This is a genomic window from Arthrobacter sp. FB24 (assembly GCF_000196235.1).
Lineage (GTDB): Bacteria > Actinomycetota > Actinomycetes > Actinomycetales > Micrococcaceae > Arthrobacter.
The window spans coordinates 1,688,007-1,707,447 of sequence record NC_008541.1 but is presented as its reverse complement, the minus strand read 5'-3'; the positions used below and the strand labels follow the sequence as shown (position 1 = coordinate 1,707,447).

The window sequence follows — 19,441 nt, the reverse complement described above, 5'->3', positions numbered from 1 at the left end:
GGCTAGGGCGCGCCGCCGCGCGAAATCAGCTCCTTGGCCAGGCGGCGGTAAGCGTCGGCACCGATATGGTTGGCGGCATAGCTGGTGATGGGTTCCGCGGCCACCGTGGCATCGGCAAACTTGATGGAGCGCTTGATGACGGTCTCGAAGACTTTGTCCCCGAAGGCTTCCACCAGCCTGCTGATGACCTCGCGGCTGTGCAGCGTGCGGGCGTCGTACATGGTGGCCAGCACGCCGTCCACCTGGAGCCTGGGGTTCAACCGGTCCTGGACCTTGTCGATGGTTTCCACCAGCAGCGCAACGGCGCGCAGCGCAAAGAATTCGCAGATCAACGGGATGATGACGCCGTGCGCGGCCGTCAGTGCGTTGACAGTCAGCAGGCCAAGCGACGGCTGGCAGTCGATGAGGACCACGTCGTAGTCGTCTTCAACCTTCTTCAAGGCCCGGTCCAGCACCTGTTCGCGCGCCACTTCATTGACCAGCTGCACTTCCGCGGCGGAGAGGTCGATGTTTGCCGGCAGCAGGTCAACGTTTTCGACACCGGTGTGCTGGATGGCGTCCCGGATGTCCACTTTGCGGTCCATCAGGACGTTGTACACCGTCAGGTCCAGTTCGTGCGGATTGGTCCCGAGGCCTGCGGACAATGCGCCCTGGGGGTCAAAGTCAACCAGCAGGACACGGCGGCCGTATTCGGCGAGTGCGGCAGCCAGATTAATGGTGGACGTCGTTTTGCCGACGCCGCCCTTCTGGTTCACCATGGCGATCACACGGGCGGGGCCGTGGGACGACAGGGGCGCAGGCTCGGGAAATTCGCGGTAGGGGCGCCCGGTAGGACCCATGACGGCGTCTTCCAGATCGAGTTCGGTGCCTTCCAGAGTTGCTGAACCCTGTTCGCTGCTCACGTATCTATCCACACTTTCGATGACGTTGATGTCCTGCCGCTGAATGTTCAGCGCCTATGGTTCTTCCCACCAAGGTTACAGCGCCGCATCCGTGATTCAACGGAACTTGACACGTGCCCTTGATTGAGCCTTTACCTTCTGGTAAAGGTCGAAGGTTGTCGGGCCGGACACAAAAGACCGCCCGTGCAGGATGCTCCTGCACGGGCGGTTCGAATGTCCCTCAGGCCGGCGGTTGAAGCAGGCCCTTCAGGCGGGGGCGGTTCAGGCGCGGGCCGGGGCCGGGGCCGGTGCCGCTACTTCCTGTTCGACGTGGTGACCGGCGATCATGGTCTGCTCGTCGAAGGGCTCTTCGCCGGACAGGACACGCTCGACCTGGCCGCCGTCGATCTCCTTGACCCAGGTGCCGATCAGGACCGTAGCCACGGCGTTACCCGTGAAGTTGGTCAGGGCTCGGGCCTCGGACATGAAGCGGTCGATACCCACGATCATGCCGACGCCGCCAAGAAGCTCGGGCTTGTGGGCCTGCAGGCCTGCGGCCAGAGTGGCCAGGCCGGCACCGGTGACGCCTGCTGCGCCCTTGGAAGCGATGATCATGAAGACCAGCAGGGAAACCTGCGCGCCGAGGTCCAGCGGGGTGCCCATGGCGTTCGCCACGAACAGGGATGCCATGGTCAGGTAGATGGCAGTGCCGTCAAGGTTGAAGGAGTATCCGGTGGGAACCGTCACGCCCACGACCGGCTTGGACACACCAAGGTGTTCCATCTTGGCGATGAGGCGCGGCAGTGCGGCTTCAGAGGAGGACGTGGAGAAGATCAGCAGGTATTCGCGGGCCAGGTACTTCATGAGGCGGAAGATGTTGACGCCGGCCACGACCTGCAGGAGGCCGCCGAGGATGACGACGATGAACAGTGCGCAGGTGATGTAGAACGCCAGCATCAGGGTGAACATGCTCACGATCGCCTGGAAGCCGGTGGCACCGACAACTGCGGCGATGGCACCGAAGGCACCAACCGGCGCCAGCCACATGACCATGATGAGGATGCGGAAGACAAGCGCCTGGCCGTGGCCGATGGCCTTGAGGATGGGGGCACCCTGGGGGCCCATTTTCTGCAGGGCGAAGCCGACGAGGATCGCGGCCAGCAGGGTGGGCAGCACCGGAATGTCGCCTGGGATGATGCCCAGCAGGAAGTCAACCGTGCTGTCTGTGGCGGCCTTCTTATTGGGATCGTACGGCGTCAGCTTGAGGCCTTCACCGGGGTGGATGAGGTTGCCCACCACGAGGCCGATGGCCAGTGCGAAGGTGGACATCACGATGAAGTAGCCCAGCGCCAGGCCGCCCACCTTGCCTACAGTGGCAGCCTTCGCGATGGAGCCGATCCCCAGGACGATGGTGCAGAAGATCACCGGAGCGATCATCATCTTGATCAGCTTGATGAAGCCGTCGCCCAGCGGCTTGAGTGATTTGCCGACCTCCGGGAACATGAGGCCAATCACTGCGCCGAGGATCACGGCAACGATGACGGCAATGTAGAGGTAGTGCGACTTGTCGAGTCCTTTGCGCTTCGCCTTGACTGGCGCAGCTGACTCTCCTCGTTGAGAAGCCATGATGTGTCTCCTTATGGATAATCTGGAAGACGTTGCGGCACAGTCTCTGGGCTCTGCACGTCCGTCCGGTGTGATATCCATCATTGGGCATGGCGTGACCTGGCTCACCGTTGCGTTCATATTGGTCGTGGAAGGTTGGAATGAGGCACAAGTGGAGCATCGCGCGCCGGCTGTTCGTCGCGCATTTGCTGTTCATGCTCGCGCTGACCGCGACAGTCGGAACAGCCACCTTTATCGACGCCCGGGATCACGCCTACGACGAGGCCGGCCGGCGGATGTCCGGCATCGCCACGGCCATTGCCGACAACCCCCTGGTCCTGCAGGCAGCTGCGTCGCCCGACCCGTCTGCCGTGCTGCAGCCCTACGCCCTGCACGTGATGAGCGACGCCGACGCGGATTTCATCACCATCATGGCTCCGGACCGGACCCGGTGGACGCACCCGCGCGACGAGGAGCTCGGCAAGCCGTACATCGGATCCATTGATGCCGCCCTGAAGGGACAGATATTCACCGAAATCACGGCCGGGACATTGGGCCCCTCGGTACGGACGATTGCGCCGGTCAAGGACCAGTCGGGAAACGTCAAGGCCCTGGTGGCAGCGGGGGTGACGGTCCGGACGGTGGACGTTGCCGTCTCCGGCCGCCTGCCGGCGCTGCTGGCTATCGCCTTTGCCCTCCTGGTGGGCGGCTCGGTGGCCTCCTGGCTGCTGGGCCGGTATCTGCGCAATGTCACGCGGGGTTGGGGGCCCGAGCAGCTCGCCCAGCTGTTCGCGTACTACGAGTCCGTCCTGCACTCCGTCCGCGAGGGGGTGATCCTGATCGATCCCAAGGGCCGGGTGGTGATGTACAACGACCAGGCGGCCGAGCTCCTGGGCCTCACACCACGGCCGTCCGGGGCCGATCCGGGCGACGCAGCCCTGCTCCGCGACCTCCCCTTGGCGCCCAGCTTGAAGGACCTGTTCGAGTCCGGCCGGGCAGCCCAGGATGAAATCCACCTGGCCGGCCCGCGTGTCCTGGTGGTCAACCAGGGACCAGCGGTGGGGCCGGCCTCATCCGCCGGACGGCAGCGACCTGCAGTGTTCGGTACCGTGGCAACCATCCGCGACCGCACGGAGATCGAGTCGCTGGGCAGCGAACTGGAAACCATGCGTACGCTGTCGGACGCGCTGCGGGCCCAGACCCACGAGCACGCCAACCGCCTCCACACCATCGTTTCGCTGATGGAGCTGGGGCGGGCGGACGAGGCCCTGGATTTTGCCACCAAGGACTTGGAGCTCAGCCAGCAGCTCACCGACGAGATGGTGGGCGCCATGGAAGAGCCGGTGCTGAGTGCCCTGCTCATGGGCAAGGCGGCCGAGGCGCACGAACGCGGCGTCGAACTGGGCCTGCAGGCGAACAGCACAGCCGGGACCGCCGGTGTGGCCGTCCAGGACCTGGTGACGATACTTGGCAACCTCCTGGACAACGCCATCGACGCTGCGGCCGACGCTCCGGCGCCCAAGTGGGTCGAGCTGTCGGTGGAGTCGGGCGTCAGGGGTGTTGACATCACAGTGGAGGACTCGGGACGCGGGATTGACCCCGGTGCCATGGACGATGTGTTCCGCCACGGGTTCAGCACCAAAGCGTCCGGCGCCTACGGCCGGGGGCTGGGCCTGGCGCTGGTCCGGCAGGCCGTCCACCGCCTGGGTGGCACCGTGGCAATAACCAACCCCCGCGGGGCGCATTTCCATGTTTTCCTACCCGCAGCAGGCACCACCAAGGAGACTTCATGAGCGATATCCGAGTGCTCGTCGTTGAGGACGAGCCGGTGGCCGCGGCAGCGCACGGCGCCTACGTGGGGAGGCTCCAAGGTTTTTCCCTCGCCGGCACGGCTCCTGACGGCCAATCGGCGCTGCGGCTCCTGGCGGAATTTGCTGCCGCCGGCAACCCCGTGGAACTGGTCCTGCTGGACATGAACCTACCCGATCTCCATGGCCTTGACATCGCCCGGCGGATGCGGGCATCAGGCCTGTTGCCGGACATCATCGCGATCACGGCCGTGCGTGAACTCAATATCGTGCGCAGCGCAGTGTCCATCGGGGTGGTTCAGTACCTCATCAAGCCGTTTACCTACGCCACTTTCGCCGACAAGCTGGCCAGCTACCGGCAGTTCCGCGAGCAGCTCGCCGCCGGCGTGGGCGGGAGCAGGTCCGGCGCGTCCCAGAGCGACGTCGACCAGGCGTTCGCGAGCCTGCGGGCGCCCAGTGAGCTGCCGCTTCCCAAGGGCCTGTCGACGTCGACCCTGGACGCCGTGCAGGAGTTCATGAAGCAGCAGGCTGATGCTGTCTCCGCCACGGAAGTCATGGACGCGCTCGGGATGTCCCGCGTGACGGCCCGGCGGTACCTCGAGTACCTTGCGGATGCCGGGACCGTCTCCCGGACCGCCCGGTACGGTGCGCCGGGCAGGCCTGAAAACGAGTACCGCTGGATCAGGAGCTGACGATGGCCGGCTCCGGCGAGCGCACGGCTGGTACGTCCCCGGGCTAGTTCCGGGGCCCGGCCGGACGCAGCGTTTCGATCAGCTGGTCGATCACCCCGGCGTCCTCAATCGTGGACGGCACGACGTACTCCTCGCCGTCCGCAATCTGCCTCATGGTCTTGCGAAGGATCTTGCCCGAACGGGTCTTGGGAAGGGCATCGACCACTGCCACGTGTTTGAAGTCCGCGACGGCTCCGATGTCCCGGCGGACCAGCGCGATCAGGTCCTTGACCAGAATGTCCTCCGGCACGTCCACCCCCGATTTCAGCACCACGTAGCCGCTGGGCCGCTGGCCCTTCAGCGGATCCGCCAGGCCGATCACCGCGCACTCGGCCACGGCCGGGTGCTGTCCGATGACCTGCTCCATGGCGCCGGTGGACAGCCGGTGCCCTGCCACGTTGATGATGTCGTCGGTGCGGCCCATCACGAACACGTAGCCGTCCTCGTCCCGGTAGCCGGAGTCGCCGGTGGCGTAGGAGCCTTCAAAGGCCTGGAGGTAGGAGGAGACGTAGCGTTCGTCGTCGCCCCAGAGAGTGGTCAGCGTTCCGGGCGGCAGCGGCAGCCCGAGCACAATGTTTCCTTCCGTCCCGGTTTCGACGTCCTCCCCCAGTCCGTCCACGATGTTGAGCCTGAAGCCCGGCATCGGAACGCTGGGCGAGCCTGCCTTGATGGGGAGCTCTTCCAGCCCGCGCGGGTTGGCGCAGATGGCCCAGCCGGTCTCGGTCTGCCACCAGTGGTCCACTACCGGGACGCCCAGGGTCTGCGCGGCCCAGTGGAAGGTATCTGTGTCCAGCCGCTCCCCCGCGGCGAAAAGCGTTCGCAGGCTGGAGATGTCGTAGTCCCGCAGCAGTTTCGCTTCGGGGTCGGCTTTGCGGATGGCGCGCAGCGCTGTCGGGGCGGTAAAGAGGACATTGACCTTGTGGTCCCGGATAACCCGCCAGAAAGCGCCCGCATCAGGTGTTCCTACCGGTTTCCCCTCATAGAGGACGGTGGTGGCGCCGGCCAGCAGCGGCCCGTAGACGATGTAGGAGTGTCCTACCACCCAGCCGACGTCGGAAGCGGTCCACATGACGTTCCCCGGGCCGATGCCGTAGACGTTTTCCATGGTCCAGCTAAGCGCCACGGCATGGCCGCCGTTGTCCCGCACCACCCCCTTGGGTGCACCCGTGGTTCCCGAGGTGTAGAGGATGTAGAGCGGGTCAGTAGCTTTGACGTCCACCGGCGCCGCCGGTTCTGCGGCCGCCATCTCGGTGTCCCAGTCCAGCCAGCCCGGGTGGTCAGAGACCGAGGAGGCAAACCCCTCCCTGGCCGCGACGACCACGGGGAGCCCCGGAGCGCCGGCGAGGCGGAGTGCTTCCTCGACAGCGGGAAGGTATTCGATCCGGCGGGATGGCTCGATTCCGCCGGATGCCGTAACCACCACGGCGGGGGCGGCGTCCCGGATGCGGGCCGCCAGCTCCTTGGGCGCAAAGCCTCCAAAGACCACCGAATGGACCGCTCCGAGCCGCGCAGTAGCCAGCATTGCGATGGCGGCTTCCGGGATCATCGGCATGTAAATGACAACCCTGTCCCCCTTGCCCACACCGCGCCGCCGCAGAACCCCGGCAAAGCGGCCCACAAGCTCCGTGAGTTCCGCGTAGCTGAAGCGCCGCTGGATCCCGAGCATGGCGGAATCGTAGATCAGCGCATCCTGACCGCCACGCCCGGCTGCCACATGACGGTCGAGGGCGTTGTAGGACGTGTTGAGGACGCCATCCGGAAACCAGCTGTACAGCGGCGCCCGGGCGGAATCAAGAGCCCGCGTCGGGGGCGTCGACCAGGAGATCTTTCCGGCAGCATCCAGCCAGAACTCGTCGGGCCTGTCCAGGCTCTGTGCGTAGCTGTCCTGATAGCTCTTGGTACCCATGAAATGCATCCCGTCCACGACATTGTGATGAGGGCCATGCTAGTCCCGGTCGGGAAGCAGATACAAGGCCTCGTGTATACAAATTTGGAGAAAAATCAACAATCTGAGGCATTTACTGGGCAATCAAGCCTTCTGTGTATACACTGGGGAGCGTCAACCAATGAAGGAGGCAGAGATGCGCGCCAGCGACAGGGCCTATGCGGCATTGCGCGATGACATCATCGAATGGCGCCTCCTGCCCGGGACTGTCCTCGCGGAAGTGGAGCAGTCCGAGCGGCTGGGCATCTCCCGCACACCTCTGCGGGAGGCCCTAAGCCGGCTGACCGCGGAGGGCTTGACGACGACGGCGGGCGGCCGCGGCGTCGTCGTCACCGATATTTCCCTTGACGACATCGACGAGCTATTCGAACTGCGCGAAACCCTTGAAGGCAAGGCCGCCGCCCTGGCCGCCGAGCGCGGCGACTCCGCGACCTTTGAACAACTCCGCCTTGAGCTCCTCCAGGCTCCGGAGCTGATCAACGGCACCGATCCCGGACGCCATGCCTACTATGAGCTGGCGGGCCGTCTCGACGCGGCTATCGACGCGGCGATTTCCAACTCCTACCTGGCCCAGGCCATGCGCAGCCTCCGCGTGCACCTGGTCCGGGTCCGCCGACTGGCCGCCGACGACACACAACGGCTCACCGCGGCCGCAGCAGAGCACGCCGCCATCGCGGAAGCGATCGCCGCAGGCAATCCCCGGCTGGCCGAAGCGGCCACCACCCTTCATCTGCACCGAAGTCTTTCCCACGTTAAAGTCACGCATACACCTCACTAAAAGGAGCACCATGGTCAAGGAACACCACGTCCGCGTTTACAAGAGCGAGGAAAACCTGCCCCGCGAGGACCAGCTCGCGTACAAGATCGCCAAGGTTGCCACCGATCCTGTCGCCGTCACCGACGAGGTTACCGACATGGTGATCAACCGGGTCATCGACAACGCCTCGGTGGCCATCGCCTCCCTGAACCGGGCCCCCATCGTTGCCGCCCGCGCACAGGCACTCACCCATGGACCCACCACGGGCGGCAAGGGATCCAAGGTCTTCGGCATCGACGAGCGCGTGGCACCGGAATGGGCCGCCTGGGCCAACGGCGTTGCTGTCCGTGAACTCGACTACCACGACACCTTCCTGGCAGCGGACTACTCCCACCCCGGCGACAACATCCCGCCGATCCTCGCCGTCGCCCAGCACGTCGGCTCCAGCGGACACGACCTCATCCGCGGCATTGCCACCGGCTACGAAATCCAGGTGAACCTGGTCAAGGCCATCTGCCTGCACAAGCACAAGATCGACCACGTGGCCCATCTCGGCCCCTCCGCCGCTGCCGGTATCGGCACCCTCCTCGGGCTCGACGTCGAGACCATCTTCCAGTCCGTGGGCCAGGCCCTTCACACCACCACCGCCACGCGCCAGTCGCGCAAGGGCGAGATTTCCACCTGGAAGGCGCACGCCCCGGCCTTCGCCGGGAAGATGGCCGTAGAAGCCGCGGACCGCTCCATGCGCGGCCAGACGTCGCCGGTCCCGATCTATGAGGGTGAAGACGGCGTCATCGCCTGGATGCTGGACGGCCCCGAGGCTTCCTACATGGTGCCGCTGCCGACTCCCGGTGAAGCCAAGCGCGCCATCCTGGACACGTACACCAAGGAACACTCCGCCGAGTACCAGGCCCAGGCCTGGATCGACCTCGCCCGGAAGCTGCACGGCGAGCGCCCCGAAGTCACCGACCCGGCCAACGTGAAATCCGTGCTGATCAAGACCAGCCACCACACCCACTACGTGATTGGTTCCGGCGCCAACGACCCGCAGAAGTACAGCCCCACCGCGTCCCGTGAAACGTTGGACCACTCGATCCCGTACATCTTCACCGTCGCGCTGCAGGACGGCGCCTGGCACCATGTGGACTCCTACGCCCCGGAGCGGGCCGCGCGCCCCGACACCATGGAGCTGTGGCACAAGGTCACCACGGTGGAGGACCCGGAATGGACCCGCCGCTACCACTCCCTCGACATCGCTGAGAAGGCTTTCGGCGGTACCGTCGAAATCACGCTCAACGACGGCACTGTCATTACCGACGAGATCGCCGTCGCCGACGCCCACCCGCTGGGTGCCCGGCCGTTCGCCCGGGAGCAGTACGTCAACAAGTTCTGCACACTCGCAGCCGGCCTCGTCGCCGAAGACGAGATCGAACGGTTCCTTGCCGCAGCGGCCCGGCTCCCGGAACTGGCCGCCGGGGAACTGGACCAGCTGAACATCAAGGCGGCCGACGGCGTGATCGACCTCGCTGCCGCACCGAAGGGACTTTTCTAATGCTGTATTCGAAGGTCACGCCGGAGCAGAAGCGGATCCGGTTCCGCGAGCTCCTGGCGTCCGGCACCCTCCAGCAGTTCCCGGGAGCCTTCAACCCGCTCTCGGCCCGGCTCATCGAGGAGAAGGGCTTCGCCGGGGTTTATATCTCCGGCGCCGTCCTGGCCAATGACCTGGGCCTGCCGGACATCGGCCTGACCACGCTCACCGAGGTGGCAACGCGGGCCGGGCAGATTGCCCGGATGACCGACCTGCCCTGCATTGTGGACGCCGACACGGGCTTCGGCGAGCCCATGAACGTGGCCCGCTCGGTGCAGGAAATCGAGAACGCAGGCCTCGCCGGCCTGCACATCGAAGACCAGTTCAACCCCAAGAGGTGCGGCCACCTGGACGGCAAGAACGTGGTGGACCTGGACACCGCCACCAAGCGCATCCGCGCCGCAGCAGACGCCCGCCGGGACCCCAATTTCCTCATCATGGCCAGGACGGACATCCGGGCCACGGACGGGCTGGAGGCGGCGCAGGAGCGTGCGAAGGCGCTCGTCGAGGCCGGGGCGGACGCCATCTTCCCCGAGGCCATGAAGGACCTCAGCGAGTTCCAGGCGATCCGCGACGCAGTGGACGTGCCCATCCTCGCCAACATGACCGAGTTTGGCCAAAGCGATCTTTTCACCGTGGAACAGTTGCAGGGCGTCGGCGTCAACATGGTCATCTACCCGGTCACGCTGCTCCGTAGTGCCATGGGGGCAGCTGAGCGTACTCTGGAATCGATCAGGTCCGACGGCACCCAGGAGGCACAGGTAAAGAGCATGCTGACCCGTGCGCGGCTGTACGACCTTGTGGACTACGAGGCCTACAACCGCTTCGACACCGGAGTCTTCAACTTCAGGATTCCCGGTACCAACTGACCCCCATCCATCCCGGACTTCCGGCTCCGGCCGGCACACAGCATAAGGAACGAAGGAGTTTCAGCATGGCTGAAAATGAGATCAAAAAGGGCCTCGCCGGCGTCGTGGTCGACTACACCGCGGTATCCAAGGTCAACCCGGACACCAACTCACTGCTGTACCGCGGCTACCCCGTCCAGGAACTTGCCGCCTCCTGCAGTTTCGAAGAAGTGGCCTACCTGCTCTGGAACGGCGAATTGCCCACTCCGGAGCAGCTGGCCGAGTTCACGGCCAAGGAAAGGGCCGGACGCCGGCTGGATCCGGTGGTCAAGCAGGTGATCGACGCGCTGCCCATCACGTCCCACCCGATGGACGTGTGCCGGACTGCGGCGTCCGTGATGGGAGCGCGGCATGAACTTGCCGAGGACTCCTCGCGCGAAGCAAACATGCAGAAGGCCATCGACCTGTTCGCCGCCATGCCGGCCGTGGTGGCTTACGACCAGCGCCGCCGCCATGGCCTGGAACTGGTTGAGCCCCGCGACGATCTGGGATACGACGCCAACTTCCTCTGGATGACCTTCGGCGAAGAGCAGGTGCCCGAAGTCGTGGACGCGTTCAACGTGTCCATGATTCTGTACGCCGAGCACTCCTTCAACGCCTCCACGTTCACGGCCCGCGTGATCACGTCCACGCTGTCGGACCTGCACTCGGCCGTGACCGGAGCCATCGGTGCCCTCAAGGGTGCGCTCCACGGCGGCGCCAATGAAGCCGTCATGCACACCTTCGATGAAATCGGCATCCGCTCCGAGGAATCCCTGGAGGACGCCGCCGCCCGGGCCAAGGCCTGGATGGAGGATGCCCTGGCGAAGAAGAAGAAGGTCATGGGCTTCGGCCACCGCGTCTACAAGCACGGCGACTCCCGCGTCCCCACCATGAAGGCCGCACTGGACAAGATGATTGCCCACTACGGCCGGCCGGAACTCCTGGGGCTCTACAACGGGCTGGAGTCAGCTATGGACGAGGCCAAGGGCATCAAGCCCAACCTTGACTACCCCACCGGCCCCACCTACCACCTCATGGGTTTCGACACTGCCACGTTCACTCCGCTGTTCGTCGCCAGCCGCATCACCGGCTGGACCGCGCACATCATGGAACAGCTGGAATCCAACTCCCTGATCCGTCCGTTGAGTGAGTACAACGGTGTGGAGGAACGGCACCTGTCTTAAGTCCGCACCCCCGGGAGCGTACGACGGCGGGCTGGTCACCTTTCACAGGTGTCCAGCCCGCCGTCGTTCTTTAAGGTTATAGGTTCCGCAGGACGGTCACTGAGGACGCCACCGTTTCGTTGTCGGCGTTGAGGGTGACCACGATATCCACTGTCCCGCCTTCCAGTACCGGCGGCAGCCAGTGGTCAGCGTCCTGCCACATGCGGTCCACCGGCAGCGACAATGCATCAAACCATTCGGGGTCGATCTCCGGACTTTCCGCCGGTTCGCCGTGCCACTCACGGGTGGTGAACAGGGTGGTGTGCATGTTCCATTCCGGGCGGTGGGGAAAGACAAACTCCACCACGCCGGCAGGGCGCAGGTCCCGCTCAAGCACCGTTACGCCAGACTCTTCCTGCACCTCCCGGCATGCCGCTTCGGCGTGGCTCTCCCCCGGCTCCACATGACCGCCAAGCCCGACGATCTTGCCCCTGCCGAAGCCGGTCTTCTTAAGGCCGAGGAGGACTTCCGTTCCGCCGTCGGGCCGGTCCCTCAGCAGGAAGCACAATGTGACGGGCGTCGAGGTCATGGACACCAGACTAGCGTTGCCGGGCTCAGCCCAGCGCCCTCGGGTGGGCGGCGGCGTAAATCTCCCGCAGGGTATCTGCCGTCACCAGGGTGTAGACCTGGGTGGTGGTGACGGAGGCATGGCCGAGAAGTTCCTGGACCACCCGCACGTCCGCTCCGCCCTCCAGGAGGTGGGTGGCAAAGGAGTGGCGCAGGGTATGGGGAGACACGTCCTTGGTGATGTTGGCCTTGTCCGCTGCTGCCTTGAGGATGGTCCAGGCGCTCTGCCTGCTGATCCGTCCGCCGCGGGCGTTCAGGAACAGCGCCGGCGTGCCCTTGCCTTTGGCGGCCAGCAGCGGCCGGCCGCGCACCAGGTAGGCGTCAAGGGCACGCGCTCCGTAGGACCCAAGCGGCACCAGGCGTTCCTTGGACCCCTTGCCGAAGAGCCGGACGATTGCCGGGCCGGCCTGATCTGCCTGGAGCGATATGTCGTCGACGTCCAGGCCCACGGCCTCGCTGATGCGGGCACCGGTGGAATAGAGGAACTCCAGCAGTGCCCGGTCCCTCAAACCTGTCGCCGTGTCCGTGCCGGCCGCTTCCAGGATCCGGGTGACCTCGTCCACGCTGATGGCCTTGGGCAGCCGCTTGCCGGGCATGGGCGGGTGGACATCGCTGGCGGGATCCGCCGTCGTAATTCCTTCCAACGCCCAGAACTTATGGAGGCCGCGGACCGCCACGACGGTCCTGGCAGCGGATCTGACACCGAGTGCTGTCCCGCCGTCGGAACCGTCGGACAATGCCTGTACGAATCCGGTGACGTGCCGCCGGGTGACATCGCCAGGGCGGGAGGGACCGCACGCGGCGAGGTAGTTTGCATACCGGGCAAGGTCACGACGGTAGGCGGACAACGTGTTCGCCGCCAGACCCCGCTCCACGCCCATGTGCTGGAGGTAGTCGTTCACGGCACGGTCTATGGCGTTGCGTGGCCGTGCGGAGCCTTCTCCCTGGGGCTGTCCGGCCCGGGGCGGTTCAGCACGGACTGGTTCAGCACCGGCACGTTCCGGCGCGGGAGTGACGGTGCTGCCCATTAACGCTGGCTGGGATGGGCGGGCCAGGGGGCATTTGCCGGACGCAGGTGCCCGAAGCCGTCCGCGCGTGCTGCCGCGGCGGCAAGAATTCCGACGACGGCGGACGGGTTGTGCAGCCGGCCCTCCAGAACGGCCGCCACCGCTTCGTCCAACGGTGTCCAGTGCAGTTCGATCTCCGCTTCCTCATCCGTACGGACGTGGAGTTCATGATCCGGCACATCGCTCAAATCCCGGGCGAGGTAAATGCGGATCGCCTCGCTCGAGGATCCCGGGGAGTTGAAGAAGTCGGCCAGCACGTTCCATGTGCCGGCCACCAGGTCTGCCTCCTCGGCGAGCTCACGTGCGGCGCCCACCACGAAGTCCTCACCCTCAATGTCCAGCAGCCCGGCCGGGATCTCCCACAGGTCCATGCCGACGGGATGCCGGTACTGCTTCATCAGCAGAACTTCGCCGGCATCGTTCATGGGCAGGACTGCTACCGCACCCGGGTGGTCGATATAGTCGCGCACCAGCTCGTCGCCGTGTTCGCTGAGCTGGAAACTGTCGCTGACAACGTCCCAGATGCGGCCTTCGTACACCTTCCGGGACGACAAAAGACGGCGCGGGCTCGGCGCATCCGAAACCTGCCGTGCAGCATTGGGGGTTTCAGGCATACCGGGCATCGCGCCGTCCTTTGATTTAGTTGGTGACTACTTGGCCGAGACCTTGCGGGCGGAGCCGCTGGCCTCAGCCGGCGCATCCGCACGGGTTGCTTCCGCACTATTGGCGGCGGGGAGGATGTCCCCGCCCTTCTGGTGATCCAGCGCGGCCTTGACCAGGCCCGCGAACAAAGGATGCGGCCGGGTGGGGCGGGAGCTCAGTTCCGGGTGCGCCTGGGTAGCGACGTAGTACGGGTGGACTTCGCGGGGAAGCTCCACGTACTCCACCAGCTTGCCGTCCGGGGACGTTCCGGAGAACACGAGCCCCTTCGCTGCAATCTGGTCGCGGTACTTGTTGTTGACTTCGTAGCGGTGGCGGTGCCGCTCGCTGACCTTGGTGGTGCCGTAGGTCTCGGCGATGACGGAGCCTTCGTCCAGCTTGGCCTCGTAGAGGCCCAGGCGCATGGTGCCGCCAAGGTCGCCCTTGCCGTCAACGATGTCCAGCTGCTCTTCCATCGTGGCGATGACCGGGTACTTGGAATCCGGTTCAAATTCGCTGGATGATGCGCCTTCAAGGCCCACCACGTTCCGGGCGTATTCGATGACCATGCACTGGAGGCCCAGGCACAGGCCCAGGACCGGCAACTTGGTTTCGCGGGCAAACTTGAGCGCGCCCAGCTTGCCTTCGAGGCCGCGGATACCGAACCCGCCGGGCACACAGATGGCGTCAACCCCGGAGAGCGAGTTGACTGCGCCCTCGTGGGTTTCGCATTCGTCCGAGGGGACCCAGCGGATCTTGACCTTGGTGTCGTTGGCGAAACCGCCGGCGCGCAGTGCCTCGGTGACTGAAAGGTAGGCGTCCGGCAGGTCGATGTACTTGCCGACCAGGGCGATTTCCACTTCGTGCTTCGGGTTGTGGACCGCTTCGAGCAGCTTGTCCCAGCTGGTCCAGTCAACATCCTTGAACGGCAGGTCCAGCGCGCGGACGATGTAGGAGTCCAGGCCCTGGGAGTGGAGGGTCTTGGGGATGTCGTAAATGCTCGGGGCGTCCGGGCAGCCGATGACGGCGTCGATGTCGACGTCGCACATGCGGCCGATCTTGTCGCGCATGGCCTGCGGGACTTCGCGGTCCGAACGGATCACGATTGCCTCGGGCTGAATACCGATGGAGCGCAGTGCGGCAACGGAGTGCTGCGTCGGCTTGGTCTTCAGCTCCTGGGACGGTCCGATGTACGGGACCAGGGACACGTGCAGGAAGAAGACGTTGCCGCGGCCGATATCCTGGCGCACCTGGCGGGCTGACTCGAGGAAGGGCTGCGACTCGATATCGCCGACGGTCCCGCCGATCTCGGTGATGATGACGTCCGGTGCGTTCTTGCCTTCGGCAGGAAGCCGCATCCGGCGCTTGATCTCATCCGTGATGTGCGGAATGACCTGGACGGTGTCGCCAAGGTACTCGCCCCGGCGTTCCTTGGCGATAACCGTGGAGTAGACCTGGCCGGTTGTGACGTTGGCCGAGCCTTCGAGGTTTTCATCGAGGAAGCGCTCGTAGTGGCCGACATCCAGGTCAGTCTCGGCACCGTCGTCAGTCACGAAGACTTCGCCGTGCTGGAAGGGGTTCATCGTGCCCGGATCCACATTCAGGTAGGGATCGAGCTTCTGCATAGTTACAGACAAACCGCGTGCCCGCAGCAGGTGGCCGAGGCTCGAAGCCGTCAGTCCCTTGCCTAGCGAGGACGCCACACCACCGGTGACGAAGATGTGTTTGGTCGTCTTGGACGAGCCCGGGAACCGGGAATTTACACGGGAATTTGATCGCTGCACCACGGAATTCGAGCCTATCATCAATTGAGCCTTCCACGGGTCGAAAATCGGATTCCCCAAATGACTCAGTCTCCCCCGGCGCTGGACACTGATCAAGTTTTAGCTGCAAACCGCGGGCGGCGGCCCGGCCGGTGTGACGGTTCTCGCAGTGCCGTTCAGGCCCGCAGCGGCAGCAGCTTGGCGTCGTCCAGCAGCTCCTGGGCGTGGGCCTGGGCTGTTTCGGAGTCTTCCTGCCCGGCAAGCATTCGTGCCAGCTCCTTGACCCTTTCCGGGCCGTCGAGGAGACGCACGTCGCTGGACGTGAACCCGGTGGCGGTGCCGCCGTCGGCGCCTCTGACCGATGTTTTGGTGACGGTGATGTGCTGGTCCGCGAACGCGGCAACCTGGGGAAGGTGCGTGACCACCAGGACCTGCACATGCTGCGCCAGCATGGCCAGCCGGCGGCCGATCTCGACGGCGGCCCTCCCGCCCACTCCGGCGTCCACTTCGTCGAACACGAAGGTGGGCACCGGATCCACTGCGGCGAGCACCACCTCGATGGCCAGCATCACGCGGGAAAGCTCACCTCCGGAGGCGCCCTTGCCCAGCGGACGGGCGGGCGCACCGGAGTGGGGCTGGAGCAGGAACGAGATCTCGTCCGCCCCGTACGGCATCAGCTGGGCGGCGGGCTCGATGGTGATTACCAGGGTCGCGTCGGCCATGGCCAGCGCCTTCAGTTCGGCGCTGACGCGTGCAGAGAGATCTTTGGCGGCCTTGCCCCGGACCTTGCTGATCGCGGTGGCCTGCTTCTTCAGCTCCGCCTCGGTCCGGGCGACTTCCGCTTCCAGCGCCTCGATCCGGGTGGAGTCGTCCTGCAGTTCGTCGAACCGTACGCGGGCGTTCTCCGCCCACATCAGGACCTCGTCGATGCTGGGGGCATACTTGCGGACCAGTTTGGCCAGCGCAGCCCGCCGGTCCTCGATTTCCGCGAGCCGCTCCGGCCCCTCTGAATCCAGCCCGGCCTGGTAGCTCGCCAGTTCCGTGGCGATGTCGTTCAGCAGGAAGCCGACCTCGGCCAGGCGTGCGGCTGCCGCGCCGAGTTCGGCATCGTGCTCGGCCACATGTTCCAGTGTCCGTTTCGCCGCATCCACCAACGTGGTGGCGTCGCCCTCGTCACCGTAGTCTTCCGCGATAAGCGCCTGGTGGGCGGTGTTTGCCGCAATCCTGAGTTCTTCGACGTTGGCCAGTTTCACGGCCTCCGCCTTAAGTGATTCGTCCTCACCCGGCTGCGGGTCCACCTCATCGATTTCTGCCAGTGCGATCTCCAGCGACTCTGCTTCCCGCAACCTGTCACGAGCCGCGCCCCGCAGCGCGTCCAGCTCCGCCTGGCTGGCTTTCCAGTGGCTGTACAGGGCCTGGTATGTACCCAGCGGGCCGGCCAGGGTGTCGCCGGCAAACTTGTCCAGGGCGCCGCGCTGGGCAAGCGCCCCCTTCAGCCTGATTTGGTCCGACTGGCCATGGACCACCACCAGGCTTTCGCCGATCTCCGCCAGGACCCCTACAGGGGCGGCGCGGCCGCCAAGGTAGGCACGGCTTCGTCCATCCGCACCCAGGCGGCGGGCAAGGATTAGCTCAGCGCCGCCGTCGAACTCCTCCACCTCGGCGCCCGCCTCCAAGGCGCGTAAGACGGCTGCGTGCCCGGCGTCCAGTTTGAGGACGGCTTCCGCCGAGGCGCTCTTCGCACCGCTCCGCACGGCACCCGCATCCGAGCGGGCACCCAGCAGGAGGCCGACGGCGGTGACCACCATGGTCTTACCGGCACCCGTTTCGCCGGTCACCACGCTAAGGCCCGGGCCAAGCGGAAGGGTTGCGTCGGTGATGACGCCGAGGTCGCGGATTCTCAGTTCTTCAAGCATGATTCACTTCGCAGTCGTCGGATCAGTCTCGGACGTCCCGGCGTGCCGGGCACCCGGAGGCGGTGCCATGGGCCGGGGTGTACGGATGACGGGTACGGGCCCGGTGTGGACGGACTCGGCCAGGGGCATGGGACCGCGCCAGCCGTGGATGGGAAGCTGGAACTTACGGACCAGCCTCGCCGAGAACGGTGTCTGGTGTGTCCGCGCGAGCCGCACCGGCGTGGCCGATCGGGTCACTTCCACGCGGGCGCCCGGCGGCAGGTCCACGGACCGGCGTCCGTCGCACCACAGCACACCCTGGGCGTCGGTCCGGTTCAGGACCTCCACGGCCAGCCGGGACCGGGGAGAGACCACCAGCGGTTTGGCGAAGAGCGCGTGGGCACTGATGGGGACGATCACCAGTGCTTCCACCTCCGGCCACACCACCGGACCGCCGGCCGAGAAGGCATAGGCCGTCGAACCGGTGGGGGTGGCCATCACCACGCCGTCGCAACCGAACGACGTCAGCGGACGCTCGTCGACTTCCGTGACCACCTCGAGCATCCGTTCCCGGTTGCCTTTCTCGATGGCGGCCTCGTTGAGCGCCCAGGTATGCCAGATCTTTTGTCCGCGGACCCAGACCTGGACATCGATGGTCATCCGTTCTTCCACCGTATAGTCGCGGCTGGCGATCCATTCGACGGTCTGCGCAAGGTCTGCCCGCTCGCTCTCGGCAAGGAAGCCCACATGGCCCAGGTTGACCCCCAGGAGCGGCACGTCCACTTCCCGGACGAGTTCGGCGGCGCGGAGGATGGTGCCGTCCCCGCCGAGGACCATGACCAGCTCGACGTCGGGGAGCTGGATGTGGTCGTGAAGGATCTCAACGGGGTCTTCGAGCCGGCCGAAAAACCCTTCCATGTCTTTAAGTTCGGATTTTTGCATCACCGGAACAATGCCTGAGGCGTGCAGCTGGATGCACGCCTCCCAGGCAGCCTTCAGTGATTCCTCGCGGCCGGTGTGGGCAAGGACCAGTACACGCCTGCTCATCGGGTTCCGCTTTCTAGTTGTTCGGCCAGATTGTTCCGAGCAACGCAGCAACGGCTGCGTCCCGCTCTTCGATCTTAGGCAAGTCTGAGGTGATCCTGCGCTTTATCCACAGGAAGTATTCGACGTTTCCGTCCTGGCCGGGCAAGGGGCTTGCCGCGAGGCCGCGAAGTTCGAGCCCCGCGTCGAGCGCTGCCTGGGCGACTTTTTCCACCGCCATCCGGCGTTCACGCCCGGAATTCACCACACCGGTGCGGCCCAGCCGGTCCTTGCCGATCTCGAACTGCGGCTTGACCATCAGGACCAGGTCGCCGCCGGGCTCCGTGCACGCCGCCAGCGGCTCCAACACCAGGGTCAGCGAAATGAACGACAGGTCGGCGACCGTCAGCGCGGCCGGGCCGCCGATCTCTTCCGGCGTCATGTAACGAACGTTGAGGCCTTCGTGCACCGACACGCGGGGGTCGTCCCGGAGCTGGGGCACCAGCTGGCCGTGTCCGACGTCGACAGCCACCACATGATCCGCGCCGCGCCTGAGCAGGACCTCGGTGAAGCCGCCGGTGGAAGCGCCGGCGTCCAGGCAGCGTTTGCCTTCCGCAATGACTTCCGGAAAAGCTTCCAGCGCCCCGGCCAGTTTGTGGCCTGCCCTGCTGACGTACGTGTCCTGCCCGTCATCAGCAACGTCCAGGGGCGTCAGGTCATCCACCTGGGCGGAGGCTTTCGCGAGAACGGTGCCCTCCGAGCTGACTTTGCCTTCGGCAATCAGGCGCGCGGCGTGGGTGCGGGATCTCGCCAGCCCCCGGGCGACGAGCATCTGGTCAAGCCTGGCCATCCTCAGGCGTCACCCGCAGCGGACGGGTCATCGTCGTTGAGCGCATCCAGCAGGGCATCGTGAAGTGCCGCGTAGGCCTCGGCGTGCCCGGCAACCGGAAGCCCTTCGATGTCAGCCAAACGGTCCAGCGCAGCGTCGACTGACGCGTCACCGACCGGGCTCATGCTGCGGCCGGCTTCCGGGAAGTTGTTCAGCTCGGTCATGTTTCC

General features: G+C 65.6%; 17 protein-coding genes. 6 read left to right on the top strand and 11 right to left on the bottom strand.

All coding sequences use genetic code 11. The features are described 5' to 3' along the window. Positions 1–2: 2 nt before the first annotated feature. Both ARTH_RS07780 and ARTH_RS07775 read right to left on the bottom strand, forming a co-directional pair. Positions 3–902 carry a ParA family protein gene (locus tag ARTH_RS07780; protein WP_028271698.1) on the bottom strand — a complete coding sequence of 300 codons (900 nt, stop codon included), beginning with the start codon at positions 900–902 and terminating at the stop codon, positions 3–5. Positions 903–1,163: 261 nt separating this feature from the next. After that, complete coding sequence (locus ARTH_RS07775) at positions 1,164–2,507, bottom strand: C4-dicarboxylate transporter DctA (RefSeq protein WP_011691390.1); 1,344 nt, start codon at positions 2,505–2,507, stop codon at positions 1,164–1,166. 140 nt (positions 2,508–2,647) lie between these two features. Here ARTH_RS07775 and ARTH_RS07770 point away from each other — a divergent pair, with 140 nt between their 5' ends. Both ARTH_RS07770 and ARTH_RS07765 read left to right on the top strand, forming a co-directional pair. Beyond that, positions 2,648–4,279, top strand: a complete 1,632-nt coding sequence (locus tag ARTH_RS07770) for a sensor histidine kinase (protein WP_011691389.1) — start codon at positions 2,648–2,650, stop codon at positions 4,277–4,279. Further along, complete coding sequence (locus tag ARTH_RS07765; RefSeq protein WP_011691388.1) at positions 4,276–4,986, top strand: response regulator; 711 nt, start codon at positions 4,276–4,278, stop codon at positions 4,984–4,986. The genes ARTH_RS07770 and ARTH_RS07765 overlap by 4 nt, the downstream gene beginning before the upstream one ends. Positions 4,987–5,029: 43 nt before the next feature. Here ARTH_RS07765 and ARTH_RS07760 read toward each other — a convergent pair whose 3' ends face one another. After that, entirely contained in the window at positions 5,030–6,931 is a 1,902-nt protein-coding gene (locus tag ARTH_RS07760) for an AMP-binding protein (protein ID WP_011691387.1), read from the bottom strand. A gap of 175 nt (positions 6,932–7,106) precedes the next feature. On the opposite strand from ARTH_RS07760, the gene ARTH_RS07755 reads away from it, so the two are divergent. The 4 genes from ARTH_RS07755 to ARTH_RS07740 all read left to right on the top strand — a co-directional run bounded on the left by ARTH_RS07755 (position 7,107) and on the right by ARTH_RS07740 (position 11,389). After that, positions 7,107–7,748: a GntR family transcriptional regulator gene (locus tag ARTH_RS07755; RefSeq protein ID WP_043429630.1), complete on the top strand. Its 642-nt coding sequence runs from the start codon at positions 7,107–7,109 to the stop codon at positions 7,746–7,748. A 10-nt stretch (positions 7,749–7,758) separates the two neighbouring features. Then, positions 7,759–9,279, top strand: coding sequence for an MmgE/PrpD family protein (locus tag ARTH_RS07750; protein ID WP_011691385.1), 1,521 nt, complete (start codon positions 7,759–7,761; stop codon positions 9,277–9,279). Beyond that, complete coding sequence (gene prpB / locus ARTH_RS07745; RefSeq protein WP_011691384.1) at positions 9,279–10,184, top strand: methylisocitrate lyase; 906 nt, start codon at positions 9,279–9,281, stop codon at positions 10,182–10,184. Before ARTH_RS07750 ends, prpB begins: the two co-directional genes overlap by 1 nt. A 65-nt stretch (positions 10,185–10,249) precedes the next feature. Next, positions 10,250–11,389 (top strand): bifunctional 2-methylcitrate synthase/citrate synthase, encoded by a 1,140-nt coding sequence (locus tag ARTH_RS07740; RefSeq protein WP_011691383.1) that lies wholly within the window; start codon positions 10,250–10,252, stop codon positions 11,387–11,389. Positions 11,390–11,465: 76 nt separating this feature from the next. Here ARTH_RS07740 and ARTH_RS07735 read toward each other — a convergent pair whose 3' ends face one another. The 8 genes from ARTH_RS07735 to ARTH_RS07700 all read right to left on the bottom strand — a co-directional run bounded on the left by ARTH_RS07735 (position 11,466) and on the right by ARTH_RS07700 (position 19,435). Continuing rightward, on the bottom strand, positions 11,466–11,957 hold the full coding sequence (locus tag ARTH_RS07735) for an 8-oxo-dGTP diphosphatase (protein ID WP_011691382.1): 492 nt from the start codon (positions 11,955–11,957) through the stop codon (positions 11,466–11,468). Positions 11,958–11,982: 25 nt separating this feature from the next. Further along, on the bottom strand, positions 11,983–13,023 hold the full coding sequence (xerD, locus tag ARTH_RS07730; protein WP_011691381.1) for a site-specific tyrosine recombinase XerD: 1,041 nt from the start codon (positions 13,021–13,023) through the stop codon (positions 11,983–11,985). After that, on the bottom strand, positions 13,023–13,685 hold the full coding sequence (locus ARTH_RS07725) for an NUDIX domain-containing protein (protein ID WP_011691380.1): 663 nt from the start codon (positions 13,683–13,685) through the stop codon (positions 13,023–13,025). Before ARTH_RS07725 ends, xerD begins: the two co-directional genes overlap by 1 nt. A gap of 27 nt (positions 13,686–13,712) precedes the next feature. Beyond that, positions 13,713–15,506 (bottom strand): CTP synthase, encoded by a 1,794-nt coding sequence (locus ARTH_RS07720; protein WP_011691379.1) that lies wholly within the window; start codon positions 15,504–15,506, stop codon positions 13,713–13,715. A gap of 134 nt (positions 15,507–15,640) precedes the next feature. Continuing rightward, positions 15,641–17,380 carry a DNA repair protein RecN gene (gene recN, locus ARTH_RS07715; RefSeq protein WP_011691378.1) on the bottom strand — a complete coding sequence of 580 codons (1,740 nt, stop codon included), beginning with the start codon at positions 17,378–17,380 and terminating at the stop codon, positions 15,641–15,643. A 3-nt stretch (positions 17,381–17,383) separates the two neighbouring features. Then, positions 17,384–18,406: an NAD kinase gene (locus ARTH_RS07710; protein ID WP_011691377.1), complete on the bottom strand. Its 1,023-nt coding sequence runs from the start codon at positions 18,404–18,406 to the stop codon at positions 17,384–17,386. 13 nt (positions 18,407–18,419) lie between these two features. Beyond that, complete coding sequence (locus tag ARTH_RS07705) at positions 18,420–19,232, bottom strand: TlyA family RNA methyltransferase (protein ID WP_011691376.1); 813 nt, start codon at positions 19,230–19,232, stop codon at positions 18,420–18,422. A 2-nt stretch (positions 19,233–19,234) separates the two neighbouring features. Next, positions 19,235–19,435 (bottom strand): hypothetical protein, encoded by a 201-nt coding sequence (locus ARTH_RS07700; protein ID WP_011691375.1) that lies wholly within the window; start codon positions 19,433–19,435, stop codon positions 19,235–19,237. Positions 19,436–19,441: the final 6 nt, after the last annotated feature.